This window comes from Microbacterium phycohabitans (genome assembly GCF_032464935.1).
Classification (GTDB): domain Bacteria; phylum Actinomycetota; class Actinomycetes; order Actinomycetales; family Microbacteriaceae; genus Microbacterium; species Microbacterium phycohabitans.
This window is the reverse complement of sequence record NZ_JAWDIT010000002.1, coordinates 590791-608581: the sequence shown is the minus strand read 5'-3', so window position 1 is coordinate 608581 and position 17791 is coordinate 590791. Positions and strand designations below refer to the sequence as shown.

15 protein-coding genes and 2 tRNA genes are annotated in these 17791 nt (G+C 67.1%); 6 read left to right on the top strand and 11 right to left on the bottom strand.

The window, feature by feature from the left end; all coding sequences use genetic code 11:
• Positions 1 to 54 precede the first annotated feature (54 nt).
• From RWH44_RS07215 to dnaA, 11 genes are all read right to left on the bottom strand, one after another.
• The gene (locus RWH44_RS07215) at positions 55 to 1470 is read right to left on the bottom strand and encodes a four-carbon acid sugar kinase family protein (protein WP_316004038.1); all 1416 of its coding nucleotides are present in this window, start codon (positions 1468 to 1470) and stop codon (positions 55 to 57) included.
• A gap of 112 nt (positions 1471 to 1582) precedes the next feature.
• Complete coding sequence (locus tag RWH44_RS07210) at positions 1583 to 2284, bottom strand: FadR/GntR family transcriptional regulator (protein WP_298870123.1); 702 nt, start codon at positions 2282 to 2284, stop codon at positions 1583 to 1585.
• 170 nt (positions 2285 to 2454) lie between these two features.
• Positions 2455 to 2527, bottom strand: a tRNA-Ala gene (locus RWH44_RS07205).
• 13 nt (positions 2528 to 2540) lie between these two features.
• Positions 2541 to 2614 (bottom strand) — tRNA-Ile (locus tag RWH44_RS07200).
• Positions 2615 to 2679: 65 nt separating this feature from the next.
• The gene (locus RWH44_RS07195; protein WP_136586371.1) at positions 2680 to 3081 is read right to left on the bottom strand and encodes a DUF3566 domain-containing protein; all 402 of its coding nucleotides are present in this window, start codon (positions 3079 to 3081) and stop codon (positions 2680 to 2682) included.
• Positions 3078 to 5708, bottom strand: coding sequence for a DNA gyrase subunit A (gene gyrA, locus RWH44_RS07190; RefSeq protein ID WP_316004037.1), 2631 nt, complete (start codon positions 5706 to 5708; stop codon positions 3078 to 3080). The genes RWH44_RS07195 and gyrA overlap by 4 nt, the downstream gene beginning before the upstream one ends.
• Before the next feature lie 45 nt (positions 5709 to 5753).
• A complete protein-coding gene (gene gyrB / locus RWH44_RS07185; protein ID WP_316004036.1) occupies positions 5754 to 7790 on the bottom strand; it encodes a DNA topoisomerase (ATP-hydrolyzing) subunit B in 2037 nt (678 codons plus the stop codon).
• A gap of 119 nt (positions 7791 to 7909) precedes the next feature.
• Positions 7910 to 8398 carry a DciA family protein gene (locus RWH44_RS07180; protein ID WP_298870117.1) on the bottom strand — a complete coding sequence of 163 codons (489 nt, stop codon included), beginning with the start codon at positions 8396 to 8398 and terminating at the stop codon, positions 7910 to 7912.
• A complete protein-coding gene (recF, locus tag RWH44_RS07175; protein ID WP_298870115.1) occupies positions 8391 to 9545 on the bottom strand; it encodes a DNA replication/repair protein RecF in 1155 nt (384 codons plus the stop codon). Before recF ends, RWH44_RS07180 begins: the two co-directional genes overlap by 8 nt.
• A 59-nt stretch (positions 9546 to 9604) precedes the next feature.
• On the bottom strand, positions 9605 to 10756 hold the full coding sequence (dnaN, locus tag RWH44_RS07170; RefSeq protein WP_298870113.1) for a DNA polymerase III subunit beta: 1152 nt from the start codon (positions 10754 to 10756) through the stop codon (positions 9605 to 9607).
• A gap of 449 nt (positions 10757 to 11205) precedes the next feature.
• Positions 11206 to 12513 (bottom strand): chromosomal replication initiator protein DnaA, encoded by a 1308-nt coding sequence (gene dnaA, locus RWH44_RS07165; protein WP_437127279.1) that lies wholly within the window; start codon positions 12511 to 12513, stop codon positions 11206 to 11208.
• Between the two features lie 417 nt (positions 12514 to 12930).
• On the opposite strand from dnaA, the gene rpmH reads away from it, so the two are divergent.
• The 6 genes from rpmH to rsmG are packed head-to-tail and all read left to right on the top strand — an operon-like array spanning position 12931 to position 16001.
• Positions 12931 to 13068 (top strand): 50S ribosomal protein L34, encoded by a 138-nt coding sequence (rpmH, locus tag RWH44_RS07160; protein WP_055952712.1) that lies wholly within the window; start codon positions 12931 to 12933, stop codon positions 13066 to 13068.
• A gap of 8 nt (positions 13069 to 13076) precedes the next feature.
• Positions 13077 to 13415: a ribonuclease P protein component gene (rnpA, locus tag RWH44_RS07155; RefSeq protein WP_076673104.1), complete on the top strand. Its 339-nt coding sequence runs from the start codon at positions 13077 to 13079 to the stop codon at positions 13413 to 13415.
• On the top strand, positions 13412 to 13768 hold the full coding sequence (gene yidD / locus RWH44_RS07150) for a membrane protein insertion efficiency factor YidD (RefSeq protein WP_298870101.1): 357 nt from the start codon (positions 13412 to 13414) through the stop codon (positions 13766 to 13768). The genes rnpA and yidD overlap by 4 nt, the downstream gene beginning before the upstream one ends.
• Positions 13769 to 13770: 2 nt before the next feature.
• Complete coding sequence (yidC, locus tag RWH44_RS07145; protein ID WP_298870099.1) at positions 13771 to 14844, top strand: membrane protein insertase YidC; 1074 nt, start codon at positions 13771 to 13773, stop codon at positions 14842 to 14844.
• Positions 14845 to 14859: 15 nt separating this feature from the next.
• A complete protein-coding gene (locus RWH44_RS07140; RefSeq protein WP_316004034.1) occupies positions 14860 to 15363 on the top strand; it encodes a Jag family protein in 504 nt (167 codons plus the stop codon).
• Between the two features lie 8 nt (positions 15364 to 15371).
• The gene (gene rsmG, locus RWH44_RS07135; protein WP_298870096.1) at positions 15372 to 16001 is read left to right on the top strand and encodes a 16S rRNA (guanine(527)-N(7))-methyltransferase RsmG; all 630 of its coding nucleotides are present in this window, start codon (positions 15372 to 15374) and stop codon (positions 15999 to 16001) included.
• Positions 16002 to 17791 lie beyond the last annotated feature (1790 nt).

The window sequence follows — 17791 nt, the reverse complement described above, 5'->3', positions numbered from 1 at the left end:
GGGGTGCTCCTTTGCGGACGACGGAAGGGGGAGGTGCGGCGACGAGTGCCGCGGTCAGGGCGTGGCGGAGAGCCGCTCGACGGCTGCGGTCAGCGAGGTGTCGTCGCCGACGTTGCCCGCGAAGACGACGTACGGGATGCCCGCGGCGAGACCGTCGACGGCTTCCCAGACCGAGACGATGCCCGGGAACAGCGAGCCCTTCACGTGGGCGCGACGGATGTCGAGACCTCGCGTCGCGACGTCGCTGGAGGTGATCCCGCCCTTGGCGATGACGAAACGCGGGGTGCGTCGTTCGGCGACGGCGTGCACGCTGTCGACGACCGCCTGGGACACGCGGCGCGAGATCCGGAGGCTCTCGTCGGGATCCTCCGTCCGCACGAGGGTCCTGCTGGTGTGCAGCACGACGTCGCCGCGCAGGAGCGCATCGGAGACGGCGGCGACGGCGCGCGACACCTCCTGCGTCCCGGTCTCGGGGTCGAGCAGACGGGGGACGTCGATCTCCACGACCGCCGCGAGGTCGCGGTTCGCGGTGAGGTGGGCGAGCTGACGGCTGGTGAGTCCGACGTGGGACCCGACGACGATGAGGCCGCCGCGGGTGGCTCCGCCCTCGCCCGCCCGGTCGGTGGCGATGGGTTCGCGCCGGCGCTGTCCGATGCGCGCACGGAGGAACGGAGGTCCGACGCGGTACACGAACGCGCGCCCCTCGGCCTCGACGATCTCGAGTCCGAGCGCCAGCTGCACGAGGTCCTCTTCGACGACGGCGTCGACGACGATGGGCGCACCCTCGGGGGCCGATCGCAGGGCGTCGGCGACGGCTTCCTCGCTGTCCCGCAGCACGTCGATGTGCACCTCGACGACCTCGGACGCCGCGAAGCGCCCGTGCGACTTCTCCTCGACCCAGTCCGCCAGGCGCGAAGAGGCGAACCCGAAGGTCGAGTCCTTCGCGAACTCGGTCTCGCCGATGGGGGTGAAGTCGCCGGCGTCGAGCATCCCGTGCGTTCCGCACACCGTGATGCGCCCGGCATCCGGGAAGGCGGGGACGATGACCACGTTCGCGATGGGAGCCCCTCCCGCGTTCGCGACCTCCGACGAGATGACGTCGGGCTCGAGCGGGTAGTGACCGCGCAGGGTGGAGTCGCTCCGGCTGACGAACGCGACCCGCAGGTCCGCCGTGGTCGCGGCTTCCATCGCGTTGCGCACGACCTCGCGGTTGACCCGCTCCGCGGATTCCGGATCGAGGCTCCGCGAGTTCGTCAGCACGTAGACCGCCGGGGCGCCCGAGGCGAAGGCCCACGCGAAGTCGTCGACGTCCCACGCACCGAGGACGGGGAGGTCGGCGACCGACTGCGTGCCGGTGGGATCGTCGTCGAGCACGACGAACACGCGCCCGCTGCGCGCGACGCGAGCGGCGAGGGCGTCGACGTCGGGTTCGGCGGCCGGCGGCAGCGCGTGCAGATCGATGGATGCCACGTTCACTCCTCGTCATCGAGTGAGCGGCTCCCGTGCCGCTCTGCTGTCAGGTGTATGACAGCATGCAGCAGAGAGTCGTCAGGAGTCAAGCGGGCGATCGACGACGCCCAGCTCAGTGGAGGACGTAGTGGCGCAGATCGTCGAGCGTCTGCTGCAGGTGATGCTCCATGGCGGCGCGTGATGCGGCGCTGTCCCGCGAACGCAGCGCCGCGACGATCGCGCGGTGCTCGTGGATCGCGTGCCGTTGGATCTCCGGCACCCGCGACGTCTCGGTGCGGCGATCGGCGAGCACCTCGGTCAGCGGGGCCAGCAGGACCGCGAGGAAGAGATTGCCCGACGCCTCGAGGATGACACTGTGGAATCGCAGATCGGATGCCACGAAAGCATCCACGTCCGCGGCCTTCGACGCGTCCTCCATCGCCGTGATGCAGGCCTCGCAGTCCTCGAGCGCCGAATCCGAGATCAGGGGGGCCGCGAGCGCGGCCGCTTCGCACTCGATGAGGCGGCGCGTGGAGATCAGCTGCTCCGACACGGTCGCGTCGTCGCCGTGAGCGGCCCGGTAGCGCAGCGCATCCGGTACCGAGCGCCATGCCTCGACCGGAGCCACCCGGGAACCGATGCCGGACACCACGCGCACGATGCCCCGCGTCGTGAGCGTGCGCAGGGCCTCCCGCACGGTGACCCGGCTGACGTCGAACTGCTCCCCGATCTCGGCCTCGCTCGGTAGCGGATCGCCGGGTCCGAACTCCCCCGCCACGATCCGGTCGAACAGATCGTCGGCCACGGTGTTCACCAGGGATTTCCGGCGGCTCACCGGGTGGTCCTCCGTGGCACGGGCGTCCGCCGCAGGCCCACCAGTCGCACCGCCGTCATGGGTCCAGCGTACGACCTCCGCCCGGACGATCCCGTCGCGCCCCCTCGGGCGGATGCGGCGGCGGATATGCGAAAAGCCGACCCGAAGGTCGGCTTCTCGTTCCGCGAGAGTGGAGCCTAGGAGATTCGAACTCCTGACATCCTGCTTGCAAAGCAGGCGCTCTACCAGCTGAGCTAAGGCCCCGCGAGGGAAGGGGTGGGGCTACCAGGACTTGAACCTGGGACCTCTTCATTATCAGTGAAGCGCTCTAACCGCCTGAGCTATAGCCCCGTCTCGCTGACGTGATGTCAACCTCGAAGACTTTACCGGACTCGCGAGGTTTTGACGAATCGACGTCAGTTCGAGGTGAAACCGACGAGCAGACCGCCGGTCACCTTCACCGCGAGGTTGTAGATGCCGGCCATCACGGCGCCGAGAACGGTAACGACGACCAGATTGAGGATGGCCACGATCGCCGCGAACGCCATCACCTGCGGCAGTCCGATGTACTGCGAGAGCGTCGCCCCGCCGTCGGTGAAGCTGGTGAAGAACTCGTCGAGCTTCGTGAGCAGCGTCGCCGAGACCACCAGGTAGATCAGGAAGTACGACACGACGGTCACGATCGCGAGAGCGACCGCCACGAGGAACGACAGCTTCACGGCCGACCAGAAGTCGATGTACACCAGGCGCAGCCGCACCTGCTTGGCGGGGGTCTTGTGAGTCGACTTCTTGGCGAGCTTGTCGGCTACCGTGCTCATGCGTCAGTACTTTCCTCGGGGGTCTCGGGAGTGGAGGCGCTGGCCTCGTCCGCATCATCTGCGGTGGGCTCCGCGGGTGTCTCCGTCGTCTCGGTCAGGTTGCGCTCGGCGTTGCGGGCGATCGCGATGATCTTGTCGTCGCCGCCTGCGCGGGCGAAAACGACACCCATCGTGTCGCGTCCCTTGGCGGGCACCTCGGCCACGGAGGAGCGTACCACCTTGCCGCTGGCAAGAACCACAAGGACCTCGTCGGTCTCGGACACCATCATTCCGCCCGCGAGCACGCCGCGATCGTCGGTCAGACGGGCCACCTTGATGCCCAATCCGCCGCGGTTCTGCATGCGGTATTCGGTCACCGCCGTGCGCTTGGCGTAGCCGCCCTCGGTGACGACGAACACGTACTCGTCGTCCTTCGCGACGGATGCCGAGAGCAGGCTGTCGCCCTCGCGGAAGTCCATGCCCTTCACGCCCGACGTGGAGCGGCCCATCGGTCGCAGCGCGCTGTCGGTGGCGGAGAAGCGCAGCGACATGCCCAGGCGACTGATGAGGAGGATGTCGTCGCCCTCGTCGACCAGCAGCGCGCTGACGAGCTCGTCAGCGCCGCCCTGCTCGGCGTCGTCGCCCTCGTCGGAGGCCTGACCGCGCAGCTTGATCGCGATCACACCGCCCTGACGGTTGGTGTCGTACTCCTCGAGGCGGGTCTTCTTCACCAGACCGCCACGGGTGGCGAGAACGAGGTACGTCGCCACCTGATAGTCGCGGATGTCGAGGATCTGTGCGATCTCCTCGTCGGGCTGCAGGGCGAGCAGGTTCGCGACATGCTGGCCCTTGGCATCCCGACCGGCCTCGGGAACCTCGTACGCCTTCGAGCGGTAGACCCGGCCCTTGTTCGTGAAGAACAGCAGCCAGTGGTGCGTCGTCGTGACGAAGAAGTGCTCCACCACGTCGTCGGCGCGCAGCTGTGCGCCCTTCACACCCTTGCCGCCGCGGTGCTGCGAGCGGTAGTTGTCGCTGCGCGTGCGCTTGATGTAGCCGTCACGGGTGACGGTGACGACCATCTCCTCCTCGGCGATGAGGTCTTCGATCGACACGTCGCCGTCGAATCCGTGCAGGATCTCGGTGCGACGGTCGTCGCCGAAGCGGTCGACGATGGCCGTGAGCTCGTCGCGGATGATCGTGCGCTGACGACCGGGAGTGGCGAGGATGTCGTTGTAGTCGGCGATGCGCGCTTCGAGCTCGGTGGCCTCGTCGACGATCTTCTGGCGCTCGAGGGCCGCGAGACGGCGCAGCTGCATGTCGAGGATGGCCTGAGCCTGCACGTCGTCGATGTCGAGGAGCTTCTGCAGTCCCTCGTTGGCATCCTGGGCCGTGGGCGACCGGCGGATGAGCGCGATGACGTCGTCGAGGGCGTCGAGAGCCTTGAGGTAGCCGCGCAGGATGTGCATGCGCTCTTCGGCCTTGCGCAGGCGGTAGCGCGTGCGACGGACGATGACCTCGACCTGGTGGTCGATCCACAGGCTGATGAAGCCGTCGAGCGGGAGGGTGCGGGGCACGCCGTCGACGATCGCCAGCATGTTGGCGCCGAAGTTCTCCTGCAGTTGCGTGTGCTTGTACAGGTTGTTCAGCACGACCTTGGCGACCGCGTCGCGCTTGAGGACGATGACGAGTCGCTGACCGGTGCGGCCCGAGGTCTCATCGCGGATGTCGGCGATACCGGTGATCTTGCCCTCGCGCGCGAGGTCGCCGATCTTGACGGCGACGTTGTCGGGGTTCACCTGGTACGGCAGCTCGGTGATCACCAGGCACGTCCGGCCCTGGATCTCCTCGATGTTGACCACCGCGCGCATCGTGATCGACCCGCGGCCGGTGCGGTAGGCGTCCTTGATGCCGCGGGTGCCGAGGATCTGGGCCGCGGTCGGGAAATCGGGACCCGGGATGCGGTCCATGAGGGCTTCGAGCAGTTCCTCGCGGGTGGCATCCGGGTGTTCGAGAGCCCAGAGCGCTCCGGCGGAGACCTCGCGGAGGTTGTGCGGCGGGATGTTTGTCGCCATGCCGACCGCAATGCCGACCGAGCCGTTGACGAGCAGGTTCGGGAACCGCGACGGGAGGACCGTCGGCTCCTGCGTCTGACCGTCGTAGTTGTCCTCGAAGTCGACGGTCTCCTCTTCGATGTCGCGCACCATCTCGAGCGCGAGCGGAGCCATCTTGGTCTCGGTGTACCGCGGGGCGGCGGCGCCCTGGTTTCCGGGGGAGCCGAAGTTGCCCTGGCCGAGGGCCAGGGGGTAGCGCAGCGACCACGGCTGCACGAGACGCACGAGGGCGTCGTAGATCGGCGCGTCACCGTGCGGGTGGTAGTGCCCCATGACCTCGCCGACCACACGGGCGCACTTCGAGAACGACTTGTCGGGGCGGAAACCCCCGTCGTACATGCCGTAGATCACACGGCGGTGCACCGGCTTCAGACCGTCGCGGACGTCGGGAAGCGCGCGCCCGACGATGACGCTCATCGCGTAGTCGAGGTAGCTCCGCTGCATCTCGAGCTGCAGGTCGACCTGGTCGATCCTGCCGTGGTTGTGTGCGGCCACGTCGCGGACGTCACCGGGCTCGGGAGTGTTTTCGTCAGCCATGGGTTCTCAGTTTCGTGTCGTCGTTCGTCGTCGGCCGGGCCGGACTCAGATGTCGAGGAAGCGGACGTCTTTGGCGTTGCGCTGGATGAAGCTGCGTCGCGACTCGACGTCTTCGCCCATCAGGACCGAGAAGATCTCATCGGCCGCGGCCGCGTCGTCGATCGTGACCTGCTTCAGCGTGCGGGTCTCCGGGTCCATCGTGGTCTCCCACAGCTCGTGGTCGTTCATCTCACCGAGACCCTTGTAACGCTGGATGCCGTTGTCCTTCGGGATGCGCCGGCCGGAGGCCTGGCCGTCGACGAGCATCGCATCGCGCTCACGGTCGCTGTAGGCGTACTCGTGCGCGTGGTTCGACCACTTCAGACGGTAGAGCGGCGGCTGGGCGAGGTAGACGAATCCGGCCTCGATCAGCCCGCGCATGTAGCGGAACAGCAGCGTGAGCAGCAGCGTCGTGATGTGCTGGCCGTCGACGTCGGCATCCGCCATCAGGACGATCTTGTGGTAGCGCGCCTTGGCCATGTCGAAGTCTTCGCCGATGCCCGTGCCGAAGGCCTGGATCATCGCCTGGACTTCCTTGTTGCCCAGGGCGCGGTCCAGACGCGCACGCTCGACGTTCAGGATCTTGCCGCGCAGCGCGAGGATCGCCTGCGTGTGGGGATCGCGCCCCTGCACGGCCGAGCCGCCGGCGGAGTCACCCTCGACGAGGAAGATCTCGCTGATCGAGGGATCCTTCGACGTGCAGTCCTTGAGCTTGTCGGGCATGGCCGCCGACTCGAACACGCTCTTGCGGCGAGCGGTCTCACGGGCCTTGCGAGCGGCCAGACGGGCGGTCGCGGCATCGATCGCCTTGCGGATGATGTTCTTCGCCTGACCCGGGTTGCGGTCGAACCAGTCGCCCAGCTTGTCTCCCACGACCTTCTGCACGAAGGCGCGCGCCTCGGTGTTGCCGAGCTTGGTCTTGGTCTGACCCTCGAACTGCGGCTCCGACAGCTTCACGGAGATGACCGCGGTGAGACCCTCGCGGATGTCGTCACCGGTGAGGTTGTCGTCCTTCTCCTTGAGGAGGTTGTTCGCGCGGGCGTAGCGGTTGACGAGGGTGGTCAGAGCGGCACGGAAGCCCTCTTCGTGCGTGCCGCCCTCGTGCGTGTTGATGGTGTTGGCGTAGGTGAAGACGTTCTCGGTGTAGGCGGTCGTCCACTGCATCGCCAGCTCGAGCGCGATCTTGCGATCGGTGTCCTCGGACTCGACCTCGATGATCTCGTCGTTGACCACGTCGGCCTTGCGCACGCGGTTGAGGTGCTCGACGTAGTCGACCAGACCGCGCTCGTAGAGGAACGAGTCGTGACGCGCCTCGGTGACCTCTTCTCCGGGCTCGCCCTCGGTGACGACCGCCTGCGGGCGCTCGTCGCGCAGGCTGATGCGCAGGCCCTTGTTCAGGAACGCCATCTGCTGGAAGCGCGTGCGCAGCGTGTCGTAGTCGAAGTCGACGGTGTCGAAGATCGTGGCATCCGGCCAGAACGTAATCGAGGTGCCGGTGTCTTCGCTGGCCTCGCCCTGCGCGAGCGGGGCCTGGGGAACGCCGCCGTCGCGGAACGACTGACGCCAGACGTGACCCTGGCGCTTCACCTCGACCTCGAGCCGGGTCGACAGCGCGTTCACGACCGAGGAGCCGACGCCGTGGAGACCGCCGGAGACCGCGTAGCCGCCACCGCCGAACTTGCCACCGGCGTGCAGCACGGTGAGCACGACCTCGACGGTCGACTTGCCCTCGGTGCGGTGCATGTCGACCGGGATGCCGCGGCCGTTGTCGATCACGCGGACGGCACCGTCGCTCATGATCGTCACGTCGATGGTGTCGCAGTAACCGGCGAGCGCCTCATCGACGGAGTTGTCGACGATCTCCTGCACGAGGTGGTGGAGTCCTCGCTCACCGGTGGACCCGATGTACATGCCGGGGCGCTTGCGAACGGCCTCGAGCCCTTCGAGCACCTGGATGGCGTCTGCCCCGTACTCGTTGGGAACCTTCGCGGGGGTGGTCGCTTCGGGTTCCTCGGAAACGTTGTCGGGGTTCTCGGACGTCATGAGTAAACGCGCTCCAGATCGATTCGTCGGAATCTCCATCTTACCGCGCGGGGCCCGCCGAAATGGCGTGTACGCCTCTACGCGGGGAGAAATCGTGTCGAACCGGGACCGACCATGGCCTAACCGTAGGTATCGCGCGGACCGCGGCCTGGAACGGCTCTGGGCCCCCATTTCCAAGAGGGGACGTCGGGCCCGACGAAGCGGATCGCCTCGACCCCCGCCTCGGGGAAGCGCCGGACGATCTCCGAGAGGATGTGCGCGCGCATGAGCTGCAGTTGCTTCGCCCACGCCGTCGAGTCGGCCTGCACCGTCAGCGTGCCGTTGTCCAACGCCACCGGCCGGGTGTGGGCGGCCGTCTCGGCGCCGGCCACCTCGTCCCAGGTGCGCACGAGGTCCTCACGCGAGAGCTGCGGCTCCCACCCCGCCGATCGCGTGAGCGTGGAGAGGACGTCGCCGAGGCCGTGCGGGTCGCGTCCGGGGGTGAAAGGCGCGTTCTCGCCGTCGTCGGCGCGACGCCGACGCTTCCTCTTCCGATAGGGCGACGGTTCGAGCCCGCGGAGCCGCAGGTAGGTGGCCATGGTCTCGGGGAGTTCCGGCTCCTCAGTCATCGGCGCTCTCCCGGATGCGACCGGCCTCGACCCGCACGACGTGGGCTCGGAGGGCGTCGGGCACGTCTTCTTCGACGGCGGAGGTGACGATGACCTGCTCGAAGCCGCCCGCCAGCTCGGCCAGGCGCGTGCGGCGACCGGCGTCGAGCTCGGCGAAGACGTCGTCGAGGATGAGGACGGGGTCGCCCAAGCGGGATTCGGCCCGCAGGAGTTCCGCGGAGGCCAACCGCAGGGCGAGCGCGACCGACCAGGATTCGCCGTGCGACGCGTAGCCCTTGACCGGGAGGCCGCGCACCTCGAGCACGAGGTCGTCGCGGTGCGGTCCGACGAGGGTCAGCCCCCGCTCGAGCTCTGCGGAGCGCCGGGCGGCGAGGGCGGCGCGGAACTGGTCCGCGAGCGGGCCGGCCGGCCCTTCTGCCGCCCCGGCGTCACCCTCTTCGGGGTCGCCGCCGCCCACCGACAGCGCCCACGACAAGCGGGGCCCGTGGTCGTCGCCGGCGATCGAGGCGTACGCGCTGGCGACCGGGGCCGAGAGATCGGATGCCAGGGCGAGGCGCGCCTCGATCACTTCGGTGCCGAGGGACACAAGCTTCTCGTCCCAGACGTCGAGGGTGCTCAGCGCGTCACCGCGCACTCCGCGTGCGCGCGCGGACTTCAGCAGGGCGCTGCGCTGGCGCAGCACCCGGTCGTAGTCGGAGAGCACGGCCGACATGCGCGGGCTGCGCTGCACGATCAGCTGGTCGGCGAAGCGACGACGCGACGAGGGGTCGCCCCGCACGATCTGGAGGTCTTCCGGGGCGAACAGCACGACCTGGGCGTACCGCGGGAGTTCGGAGGTGCGGACGTTCACCCCGTTGACGCGCGCCTTGTTCGCCCCCTGGCGATTGAGCTGCAGCTCGAGCAGCACGGTGCGCTCACCGTGGGCGAGCCGCGCGCGGACGATCGCGGCATCCGTTCCGTCGCGCACCATCGGGGCGTCGTTCGACACTCGGTGCGAGCCGAGGGTGGCAAGGTACGCGACGGCCTCGACGAGGTTCGTCTTGCCCTGTCCGTTGCGTCCGACGAAGAGATTGGCGCCCGCGGAGAGCGAGACGTCGGCACCCGCGTAATTGCGGAAGTCCTTCAGTCCCAACTGCTCGACGATCACCGAGTCAGACTACCCGCCGCCTCCGACACGGCGATGGCGGACGGGTCGCGCTCCGTGCGTCAGCGCAGCAGCAGGTTGGGCTGCAGAAGGTACTTGAACGACCCCTCGCCGCCCTTGTCGACCGAGGTCTGCGGGGTGACGAGCACGGGGCTGAGCTTGTTCGCGTTGTCGCTCGAGGTGAACGTGATGCGCGTGAACTCGCTGCGCACCGCCCCGAGCGACTCCAGCAGGTACTGGGGGTTCAGACCGAGGGTCACCTCGTCGCCCACCAGGGTCGCGTCAACGGACTCCGTCGCGCGCGCCTGCTCGGTGCCCGACGCGTCCATGGACACGCCCTCGGGACCGAAGGTGAAACGCAGGGGCGCGGAACGATCGAGCACCAGCGCGACACGGCGGACCGCCTCGGCGAGCTCGGCGGTGTTCACGACGCTGTGGTGCTCGGTCTGGGCCGGGAAGAGGCGACGCACGGGCGGGAAGTTGCCCTTGATGAGCAGGGACGTGACGGTCTTGTTGCCCGACGAGAAAGCAATGATCTCGCGGTCTCCCGACCCGGAGAAGGCGATCGAGATATCGCCGCCGTGGGCGAAGGTCTTGCCGACCTCCTGGAGGGTGCGTGCCGGCACGAGCGCCGAGGTCGGCTCGTCAGATGCCGCGGCGCCGCCGTCCCAGGGGATCTCGCGCAGCGCGACGCGATAGCGGTCGGTCGCGACGAGGCTGAGCTGCGTGCCCGTGACCTCGAGCTGGACACCGGTGAGGACGGGCGTGACGTCGTCACGGGAGGCGGCAAACGCCACCTGGGCGATCGCGGTCGCGAACTCGTCTGCGGGTACGAGGCCCGACTCCCCCGTGACCTCGGGGATGGCGGGGTATTCCTGCACGGGCATGGATGCCAGGGTGAATCGGGCCGAGCCGCACGTGAGCAGGATGCCGCCGTCATCGTCGACCGCGATCTGGATCGGAGCGTTCGGCAGGCGGCTCGCGATGTCGCTGAGCAGTCGGCCGTGGACGAGGATCGTGCCCGGCTCGTCGACCGTCGCCTCGATGGTGGTGCGGGCGGATGCCTCGTAGTCGAAGGCCGCGAGCGTGAGTCCCTGCTCCCCCGCCTCGATCAGCACACCGGCCAGGATCGGCTGCGGATTGCGCTGGGGCAGGAGCTTGACCACGAACGAGACGGCTTCGCTGAACACATCGCGATTGACGTGGAACTTCACGGGCGCTCCCTTGACGGCGGGTATGGCTTACCCATGCTAGTGCCCTGCTCCCGCAGTCCCCGTCGTGCGCCGCTTGCACGGCAAGGTCATCGGATATCTCTTAACACGGATAAACGATCTTCATCTTGTTAACCGCTGTGGAGACTGTGGATAACTCTCGACACGCGTGTTAACACAAGGGATCGAAGCGTCGGTGGGCTGTGGACGCTTTGCGGAGACCCTGGGCAGTTAACAGCGATCGCGGATGCGGCCCCCTCGGCGTCATCCACAGTGTTAACGCGTTCGTGCACATCTCATCCGCAGCAAATCAGAGTTATCCACAGGTTTTCCACACTGTGTAGAACCGGCTGAAAGATATCGCTCAGCGGCGTTTCGCGGCGAGCTGGCGCGCGAAAACGACCGAGGGGTCCGTCCGAAACCTCGGACGGACCCCTCGGCGAGAGGAGCGCTCAGCGCATGCGGCCGAGCTGGCTCGTGATCTCGGAGACCTGGTTGAAGATGGAACGGCGCTCCTTCATGAGGTCGCTGATCTTCTTGTAGGCGTACATGACCGTGGTGTGGTCGCGGTTGCCGAAGAGCTGCCCGATCTTCGGCAACGACAGACTCGTGCGCTCCCGGCAGAGGTACATGGCGATCTGTCGGGCCGTCGCCACGGCCTGCGACCGGCTCGATCCGTAGAGATCGTCGACGGAGAGTTTGAAGTACTGCGCGGTCGCGGTGATGATGTCGGTCGGCGAGATCACGTTCGCGTCGTCCTGGTCGATGATGTCGCGGAGCACCGTCTGCGCCAGCGACATGTCGAGCGTCGAGCGGTTCAGGCTCGCGAACGCGGAGACACGGATGAGGGCGCCCTCGAGTTCGCGGATGTTCGACGAGACGACGGTGGCGATGTATTCGAGGACGTCGTCGGGGATGAGCAGACGCTCGCTCTGCGCCTTCTTGCGGAGGATCGCGATGCGCGTCTCGAGGTCGGGTGCCTGGACGTCGGTGATCAGACCCCATTCGAAGCGGCTTCGCATGCGGTCTTCGAAACCGGTCAGTTGCTTCGGAGGCAGGTCGCTCGTGATGACGACCTGCTTGTCGTGATCGTGCAGCGTGTTGAAGGTGTGGAAGAACGCCTCCTGGGTCTCGGCGCGACCCTGAAGGAATTGGATGTCGTCGATGAGAAGGATGTCGACGTCGCGGTAGCGGGCTTGGAAGGCCGAACCGCGGTTGTTGGCGATCGAGTTGATGAAGTCGTTCGTGAACTCTTCGCTCGAGACGTAGCGAACCCGGATGCCGGCGTACATGCTCGCGGCGTAATCGCCGATGGCGTGCAGCAGGTGCGTCTTGCCCAGGCCGGAATCGCCGTAGATGAAGAGGGGGTTGTAGGCCTTGGCGGGCGCCTCGGCGACCGCGACGGCGGCGGCGTGAGCGAAGCGGTTGGACTGACCGATCACGAAGTTGTCGAAGGTGTACTTCGGGTTCAGTCGTGTGTCGTTGCGCGAGGCCGGAACGATCGGCTCGGGGGTCTGCTCGATCGACGGCCCGTGCGAGCCGGAGTTCGCCGGCGAACGGTCGGGAGTCGTCATCGCCGGTGAGGTCGACGGCCGCGGGGCGTCGACGAGGTCCGGGTTCACGACGACGCGGAACGTCCCGACCGACGGGTCTTCTCCCTGCACCTGGGCGAGCGCCTCCATGATGGGGGCTCGCATGCGCTTGTTGAACTGGGCCGCGGTCAGGTCGTTGGGGACGTCGAGATACAGCGTCCCTCCCATCACGCCCTGCGGAACCGCGAGGTTGAGAAAGCCGTGCAGCTGCGGGGTGACGCGATCGTCGGTGAGAAGATGGTCCAGCACAGCTGACCAGACGGGGACATCCGGTACTTCGTGCAGAGACATGTCCCCTCCGGGGTCTAGACGCGACGGGTGATCGACGTGTCGCGCCGAACCTGTGGATAACTTCCGGGGCCACGCTAGTTCGCGGCTCTCGCGGAGCAAAATCCACTGTAAGACCCGGCCGCGTGTCTTTGCCACGCTTGTGGACAACGCCTGGGGATAATGGCCGGTCGGCTCCTCGGTTTGAGTTAACGGCGCGCGCGACGTAGCCTTAGTCGGTTGACTTATGCCTATACGGCAGTCCCGACCCCGTCCCCGGCAGAAGAGCATCGGGCGACACCACCTCCGGAGTGACCCATGAGCAAGCGCACCTTCCAGCCCAACAACCGCCGCCGCGCCAAGAAGCACGGCTTCCGCGCCCGCATGCGCACGCGTGCCGGCCGCGGCATCCTTTCGGCGCGTCGCGCCAAGGGCCGCACCGAGCTCTCGGCCTGATAGACCCGGTGCTCGCGAAGCCGAACCGACTCACCCGCGGATCGGACTACAAAGCCACAGTCCGACGGGGCTCTCGTTGTGCCGGAGCGCACACGATCACCTACGTCGGCTCGTCGGCCGAGACCGATTCGCCTCGCTTCGGCTTCATCGTGAGCCGACAGGTCGGCTCCGCTGTCACCCGCAACACCATCCGCCGCCGCCTCAAAGCGGTGTGCGCCGAGGCGCTCCCGTCCATCCGCGGGGGCGCCTCGATCGTCATCCGCGCACTTCCCTCCGCCGCCACGATCGACTACGCGACCCTTCGCGCCGACGTGGTGAGGTGCCTCGAACGAAAAGCGTCAGCATGAGCGCTTCGACACTCCCGACGTCCTCCACGGGGACCGGTCGCCTTCGAGCGGATGCCGTCCTGGCATCCGTCCCGCTCCTCCCGCGTAATGCGGGGCTCGCGCTGCTGCACGCCTACCGAGCGACGATCTCGCACGTCTACGGCGACGTGTGCAAGTACTACCCGTCCTGCTCCGCCTATTCGGTGGGCGCCGTCCAGCAGCACGGACTCGTGAAGGGCATCGCGTTCACCGCGGCCCGTCTCGCACGGTGTCATCCCTGGGCTCAGGGTGGCATCGACGACGTCCGTCCTCATCGGGCCTTCCGCCACGAACTCACTCGGCACGGATTCGTCGTGCCCGCCCGAAAGGACTGATCGTGCAATTCGATCTCATTGGGACCATCCTCTGGCCGCTGAAATGGGCGGTCGAGCTCGTGCTGGTGGGCTGGCACGCATTGTTCACGGCCCTCGGCATGCCGCCGGCAGCCGGTCTGACGTGGGTGCTGTCGATCATCGGCCTGGTCCTCATCGTCCGCGCGGCTCTCATCCCGCTCTTCGTGAGGCAGATCAAGAGCCAGCGCAAGATGATGGAGATCGCCCCCGAGCTCCGCAAGGTGCAGGAGAAGTACCGCGGCAAGCGGGACCAGCTCTCGCGTGAGGCGATGAGCCGCGAGACGATGGCGCTCTACAAGAAGCACGGCACCACCCCCGTGTCCAGCTGTCTGCCCCTGCTGGTGCAGATGCCGATCTTCTTCGCTCTTTTCAGCGTGCTGAACGACGTGTCGAAGCACGCGGCGAGCGGCGTCGGTGGTGTGGGTCTGCTCACGCCCGAGCTCACGACCGAGTTCTACGACGCACGCCTCTTCGACGTGGCATCCATGCACGTGAACCTGGTCACCGCGTGGACCCAGCCCGACGGTCAGGTCACCGTCGCGATCCTCCTGACGCTGGTCGTGCTGATGATCGGCTCGCAGTTCTTCACCCAGCTGCAGATCATCTCGAAGAACCTGTCGCCCGAGGCCAAGACCGGTCAGGCGTACCAGATGCAGAAGATCATGCTCTACATCCTGCCGCTGGCCTTCATCTTCTCGGGTGTCTTCTTCCCGCTCGGTGTCGTCATCTACTGGTTCGTCAGCAACCTGTGGACGATGGTGCAGCAGTTCGTCGTCATCCGTGAGATGCCCACGCCGGGCTCGGATGCAGCGAAGGCCCGCGAAGAGCGACTCGCGCGCAAGGGCAAGGCGATCGATTCGTCGGGCAAGGTCGTGCCGATCGAGAAGTACGAAGCCGAGCAGCAGCGTCTCCTCGAGGAGGCCGAGCGTGCCCGCGCCGCGGCCCCCAAGCGTCAGCAGCCCGTCGGCAAGCAGCGCGCGAAAAAGCAGCAGTCCGCCAAGAACACCGGTGCCGCGGGCGGGTCCGCCGGCAGCCCCGGCTCCTCCCCCGCCTCCTGACATCCGGAGATCACGATGACGACGTCCGATCAGATCGCCCCCGACCAGACCGCCGCCACGGAAGAGCAGCTCGAGCAGGAAGGCGACATCGCCGCCGACTACCTCGAGGGGCTCCTCGACATCGCCGACATCGACGGCGACCTGGCGATGGATGTCCGTGGCGGGCGCGCATACGTGTCCGTCGAAGCCGAGGATGCCGCGGCCCTCGGGAGCCTGTCCCACCCTGACACGGTTCAGGCGTTGCAGGAGCTGACGCGGTTGGCCGTGCAGAACTCGACGGGCCGTTTCTCGCGACTCATCCTCGACATCGGTGGATCTCGAGACGCACGACAGCGCCAGCTTGAGACCCTGGTCGACCGCGCCATCGCCCGGTTGGACGAGGGAGCATCGCAGGCATCGCTGCCCGCGATGTCGAGCTACGAGCGCAAGCTCGTGCACGACATCGCCGCGGACCGCGGGTACGTCTCGGAGTCGTTCGGCGAAGGAGCCGATCGTCACACCGTGCTGCGTCGCGGCTGAGGCCGGAGATGCCGGAACAGCTCGAAACCGAGCCGGCTGTCGCCGCGTCGATCTTCGGCGAGAACATCGACCGTGCTCGCCGGTTCACGGAGAACCTGGCGCGGCACGGCGAAGAACGCGGTCTGATCGGCCCGCTCGAGGTCCCTCGACTGTGGACGCGCCACATCCTCAACAGCGCGATCGCGGCGCCCTACTTCCACGGCCGAGCTGTCGACGTGGGGTCGGGGGCGGGTCTTCCGGGGCTGGTGCTGGCGATCGCCCGGCCCGACGTGGAGTGGACGCTGATCGAGCCCATGGAGCGTCGCACGGCGTGGCTGTCGGAGCAAGTCGCGGAGCTGTCCCTCTCCAACGTCACCGTGGCGCGTATGCGCGGTGAGGAGTGGACCGGAGGTCGCGTGTTCGACGTCGCCACCGCTCGCGCGGTGAGCGCGCTGCGCACCCTGCTCCCCTTCACCGCACCGCTCGTGCGCCCGCAGGGTCGTCTGGTGTTCCTCAAGGGTGCCAACGTGGGCGCGGAGCTGGAAGCGGCGTCGAAGCAGGTACGGAAGTTCGCTCTGGAGGACGTGTCGATCGAGGTCGTCGGCGACGGCGTTCTCGATGAGCCGACGCGGGTCTTCGTGGCGACCGTGGCGCGCTGATATCGAGTTGCCCTTTCAAAAAGTCCTCTGATCAGCCATTTGCCTGGAGAGCTGTCAGTCGTGATCGCGGCTCGGTGTCGCAGCGTGGCTCTGAGGCGGAATGCGCCTGAGGGTCAGCACGGGGTGCTTCCGGGAGTCACGTGTTGACGCCTGAGACCGGTCGCGCACTGGCCCGCGTTTTCTCGGCGATGATTCGGAGACTGATCGGCCATGGTCCATGTGTTCGGATCGAGGATGCCGTTCGGCCGGCGCTCAACGAGCTCTAGAGATGGCGATTGCTGCGGTTCTTCGCAGCGCACGTAGACAGTGCATCGACAAGCAGATCGACCCGCGATGTGGGGGGGGCGGCTGTGCGCGGGGGGACGGGGCTGTGGTCGGCGAGCCGCGTCCCTGCAAGGGTCACGATGGGTCTGCTCGAGAGGGGATACCACCCAGCCGTTCCGTTGGGGACACGAATCGTCTCGCAGATGCGGGTCGGGTCGCGCGACACGACGGTTCGCTCCCTCGTGCTGGTTCGTCATCCATCCACCCGCTCTGAGAGGTGAGAGGCTCCGCCGGTATGGCCCGCCGAAACCGACCCGTTTGTGCCGGCGGGCCATGTCGCCGTCCGCGTGTCCGCTCGAGGATGGGGAACGCCCCAGCGCGTAGCTGACGACCGGGCCGGCTGTTTCTCGGCGAGGGGCCGCCGATCAGATCCCCGTCGAGGCGGTGAGACGTCGTCGACGGCTGAGAGTCCACGGGGCTCCTCCCCCAAGACGTCATAGCGGGTGCTTCGGACTGTGGACCGATGGCGACGTACGAGGGATGGGACCGGAGCATCACCTTCGGTGTCCGTAGATGGCGAACGCGCGGGTGGTGAGCCTGTTCCGCGTTGTTCCTCCTGCCATGGAGCGTTCTCTGACGGAGAACCGGTCGTCGTCTAGGCGCGATCAGCTGACGGATGGTTGGTCGCGTGTTGCAAGGTACTGGTGAGGGTTCCGATGAATCTGGCGCATGTGCGTAGTTCAGGTTCGATGCGCGGCGACAAGTCATTCGGACGACGCCGTTTCCGATAATGGGTTGTCGAGTGTGAGCTCGCGATCACCATGCGCGTCTCGTCACCTCGTCCCCATCCTGCGGGTTGAGAACGGCGGGCAATGTTTCACGTGAAACGACGGAGATCGCAGAGGCGGGTTGAGGCTGATGCTGGGGAGAGGTGCCTTCAGGTCCTGTGTGCCTTCCGTCGGTTCTTGCGCGGGTCTCCCCCATGATCTTTCACGGGCCGCTCGGTGGTTCGGAGTCGTTGACGTGAGGATTGCGAGGAGATTGCCCGCGCGACGCGAAGTGCGACGCAGGTGAGCACCTGTGTCATCGGCTCGCCGCCCTTGGCGGGGTGGCTGGACAGGAACGGGCGAGTGGATGGATTCGACGCTTCCGTCAGCTTCTACTTGCGGCCGCGCTGCTCGAGCAAGCGATAGTGCACTCTCTGAGCGATGCGGCAGCGTCGCATGGCGTCCCTGGGAGGTTCACACTCAGTGGTCAGAGAAGGCCCTCCCGTCCGCGTGGGTAGGTCTGATGGTCGTTTTGCCGCCGGTCTGACCGACGAGGCTACGGCTGACCGCATTACCGCCCCCGTGGTCGATGTCTGGAGACATCCTGAGCACCCGTAGATGACAAGCGCTCGAGACCGGTCGAACTCGCCCAATATTGTCCTGGCTCGTTTCGCCTCCTCGTTCGGCTCTTCCGGTGAGGAGGGCTGAACATGGGTGTCACTCGACGGGTGGGAGCGTTCGTCCGCTTCGACCTGATGC

Excerpts from the sequence above, each read along its gene's own strand:
- rpmH (WP_055952712.1), top strand. The coding sequence starts at position 12,931 with ATGAGCAAGCGCACCTTCCAGCCCAACAACCGCCGCCGCGCCAAGAAG.
- dnaA (WP_437127279.1), bottom strand. The coding sequence starts at position 12,513 with ATGGGAGGGACGCTGTATCTCGACGTCCCCAACGACCTGACCGCGGCC.
- rsmG (WP_298870096.1), top strand. The coding sequence starts at position 15,372 with ATGCCGGAACAGCTCGAAACCGAGCCGGCTGTCGCCGCGTCGATCTTC.
- RWH44_RS07195 (WP_136586371.1), bottom strand. The coding sequence starts at position 3,081 with ATGAGCACGGTAGCCGACAAGCTCGCCAAGAAGTCGACTCACAAGACC.
- RWH44_RS07140 (WP_316004034.1), top strand. The coding sequence starts at position 14,860 with ATGACGACGTCCGATCAGATCGCCCCCGACCAGACCGCCGCCACGGAA.
- gyrB (WP_316004036.1), bottom strand. The coding sequence starts at position 7,790 with ATGACGTCCGAGAACCCCGACAACGTTTCCGAGGAACCCGAAGCGACC.
- yidD (WP_298870101.1), top strand. The coding sequence starts at position 13,412 with ATGAGCGCTTCGACACTCCCGACGTCCTCCACGGGGACCGGTCGCCTT.
- RWH44_RS07180 (WP_298870117.1), bottom strand. The coding sequence starts at position 8,398 with ATGACTGAGGAGCCGGAACTCCCCGAGACCATGGCCACCTACCTGCGG.
- gyrA (WP_316004037.1), bottom strand. The coding sequence starts at position 5,708 with ATGGCTGACGAAAACACTCCCGAGCCCGGTGACGTCCGCGACGTGGCC.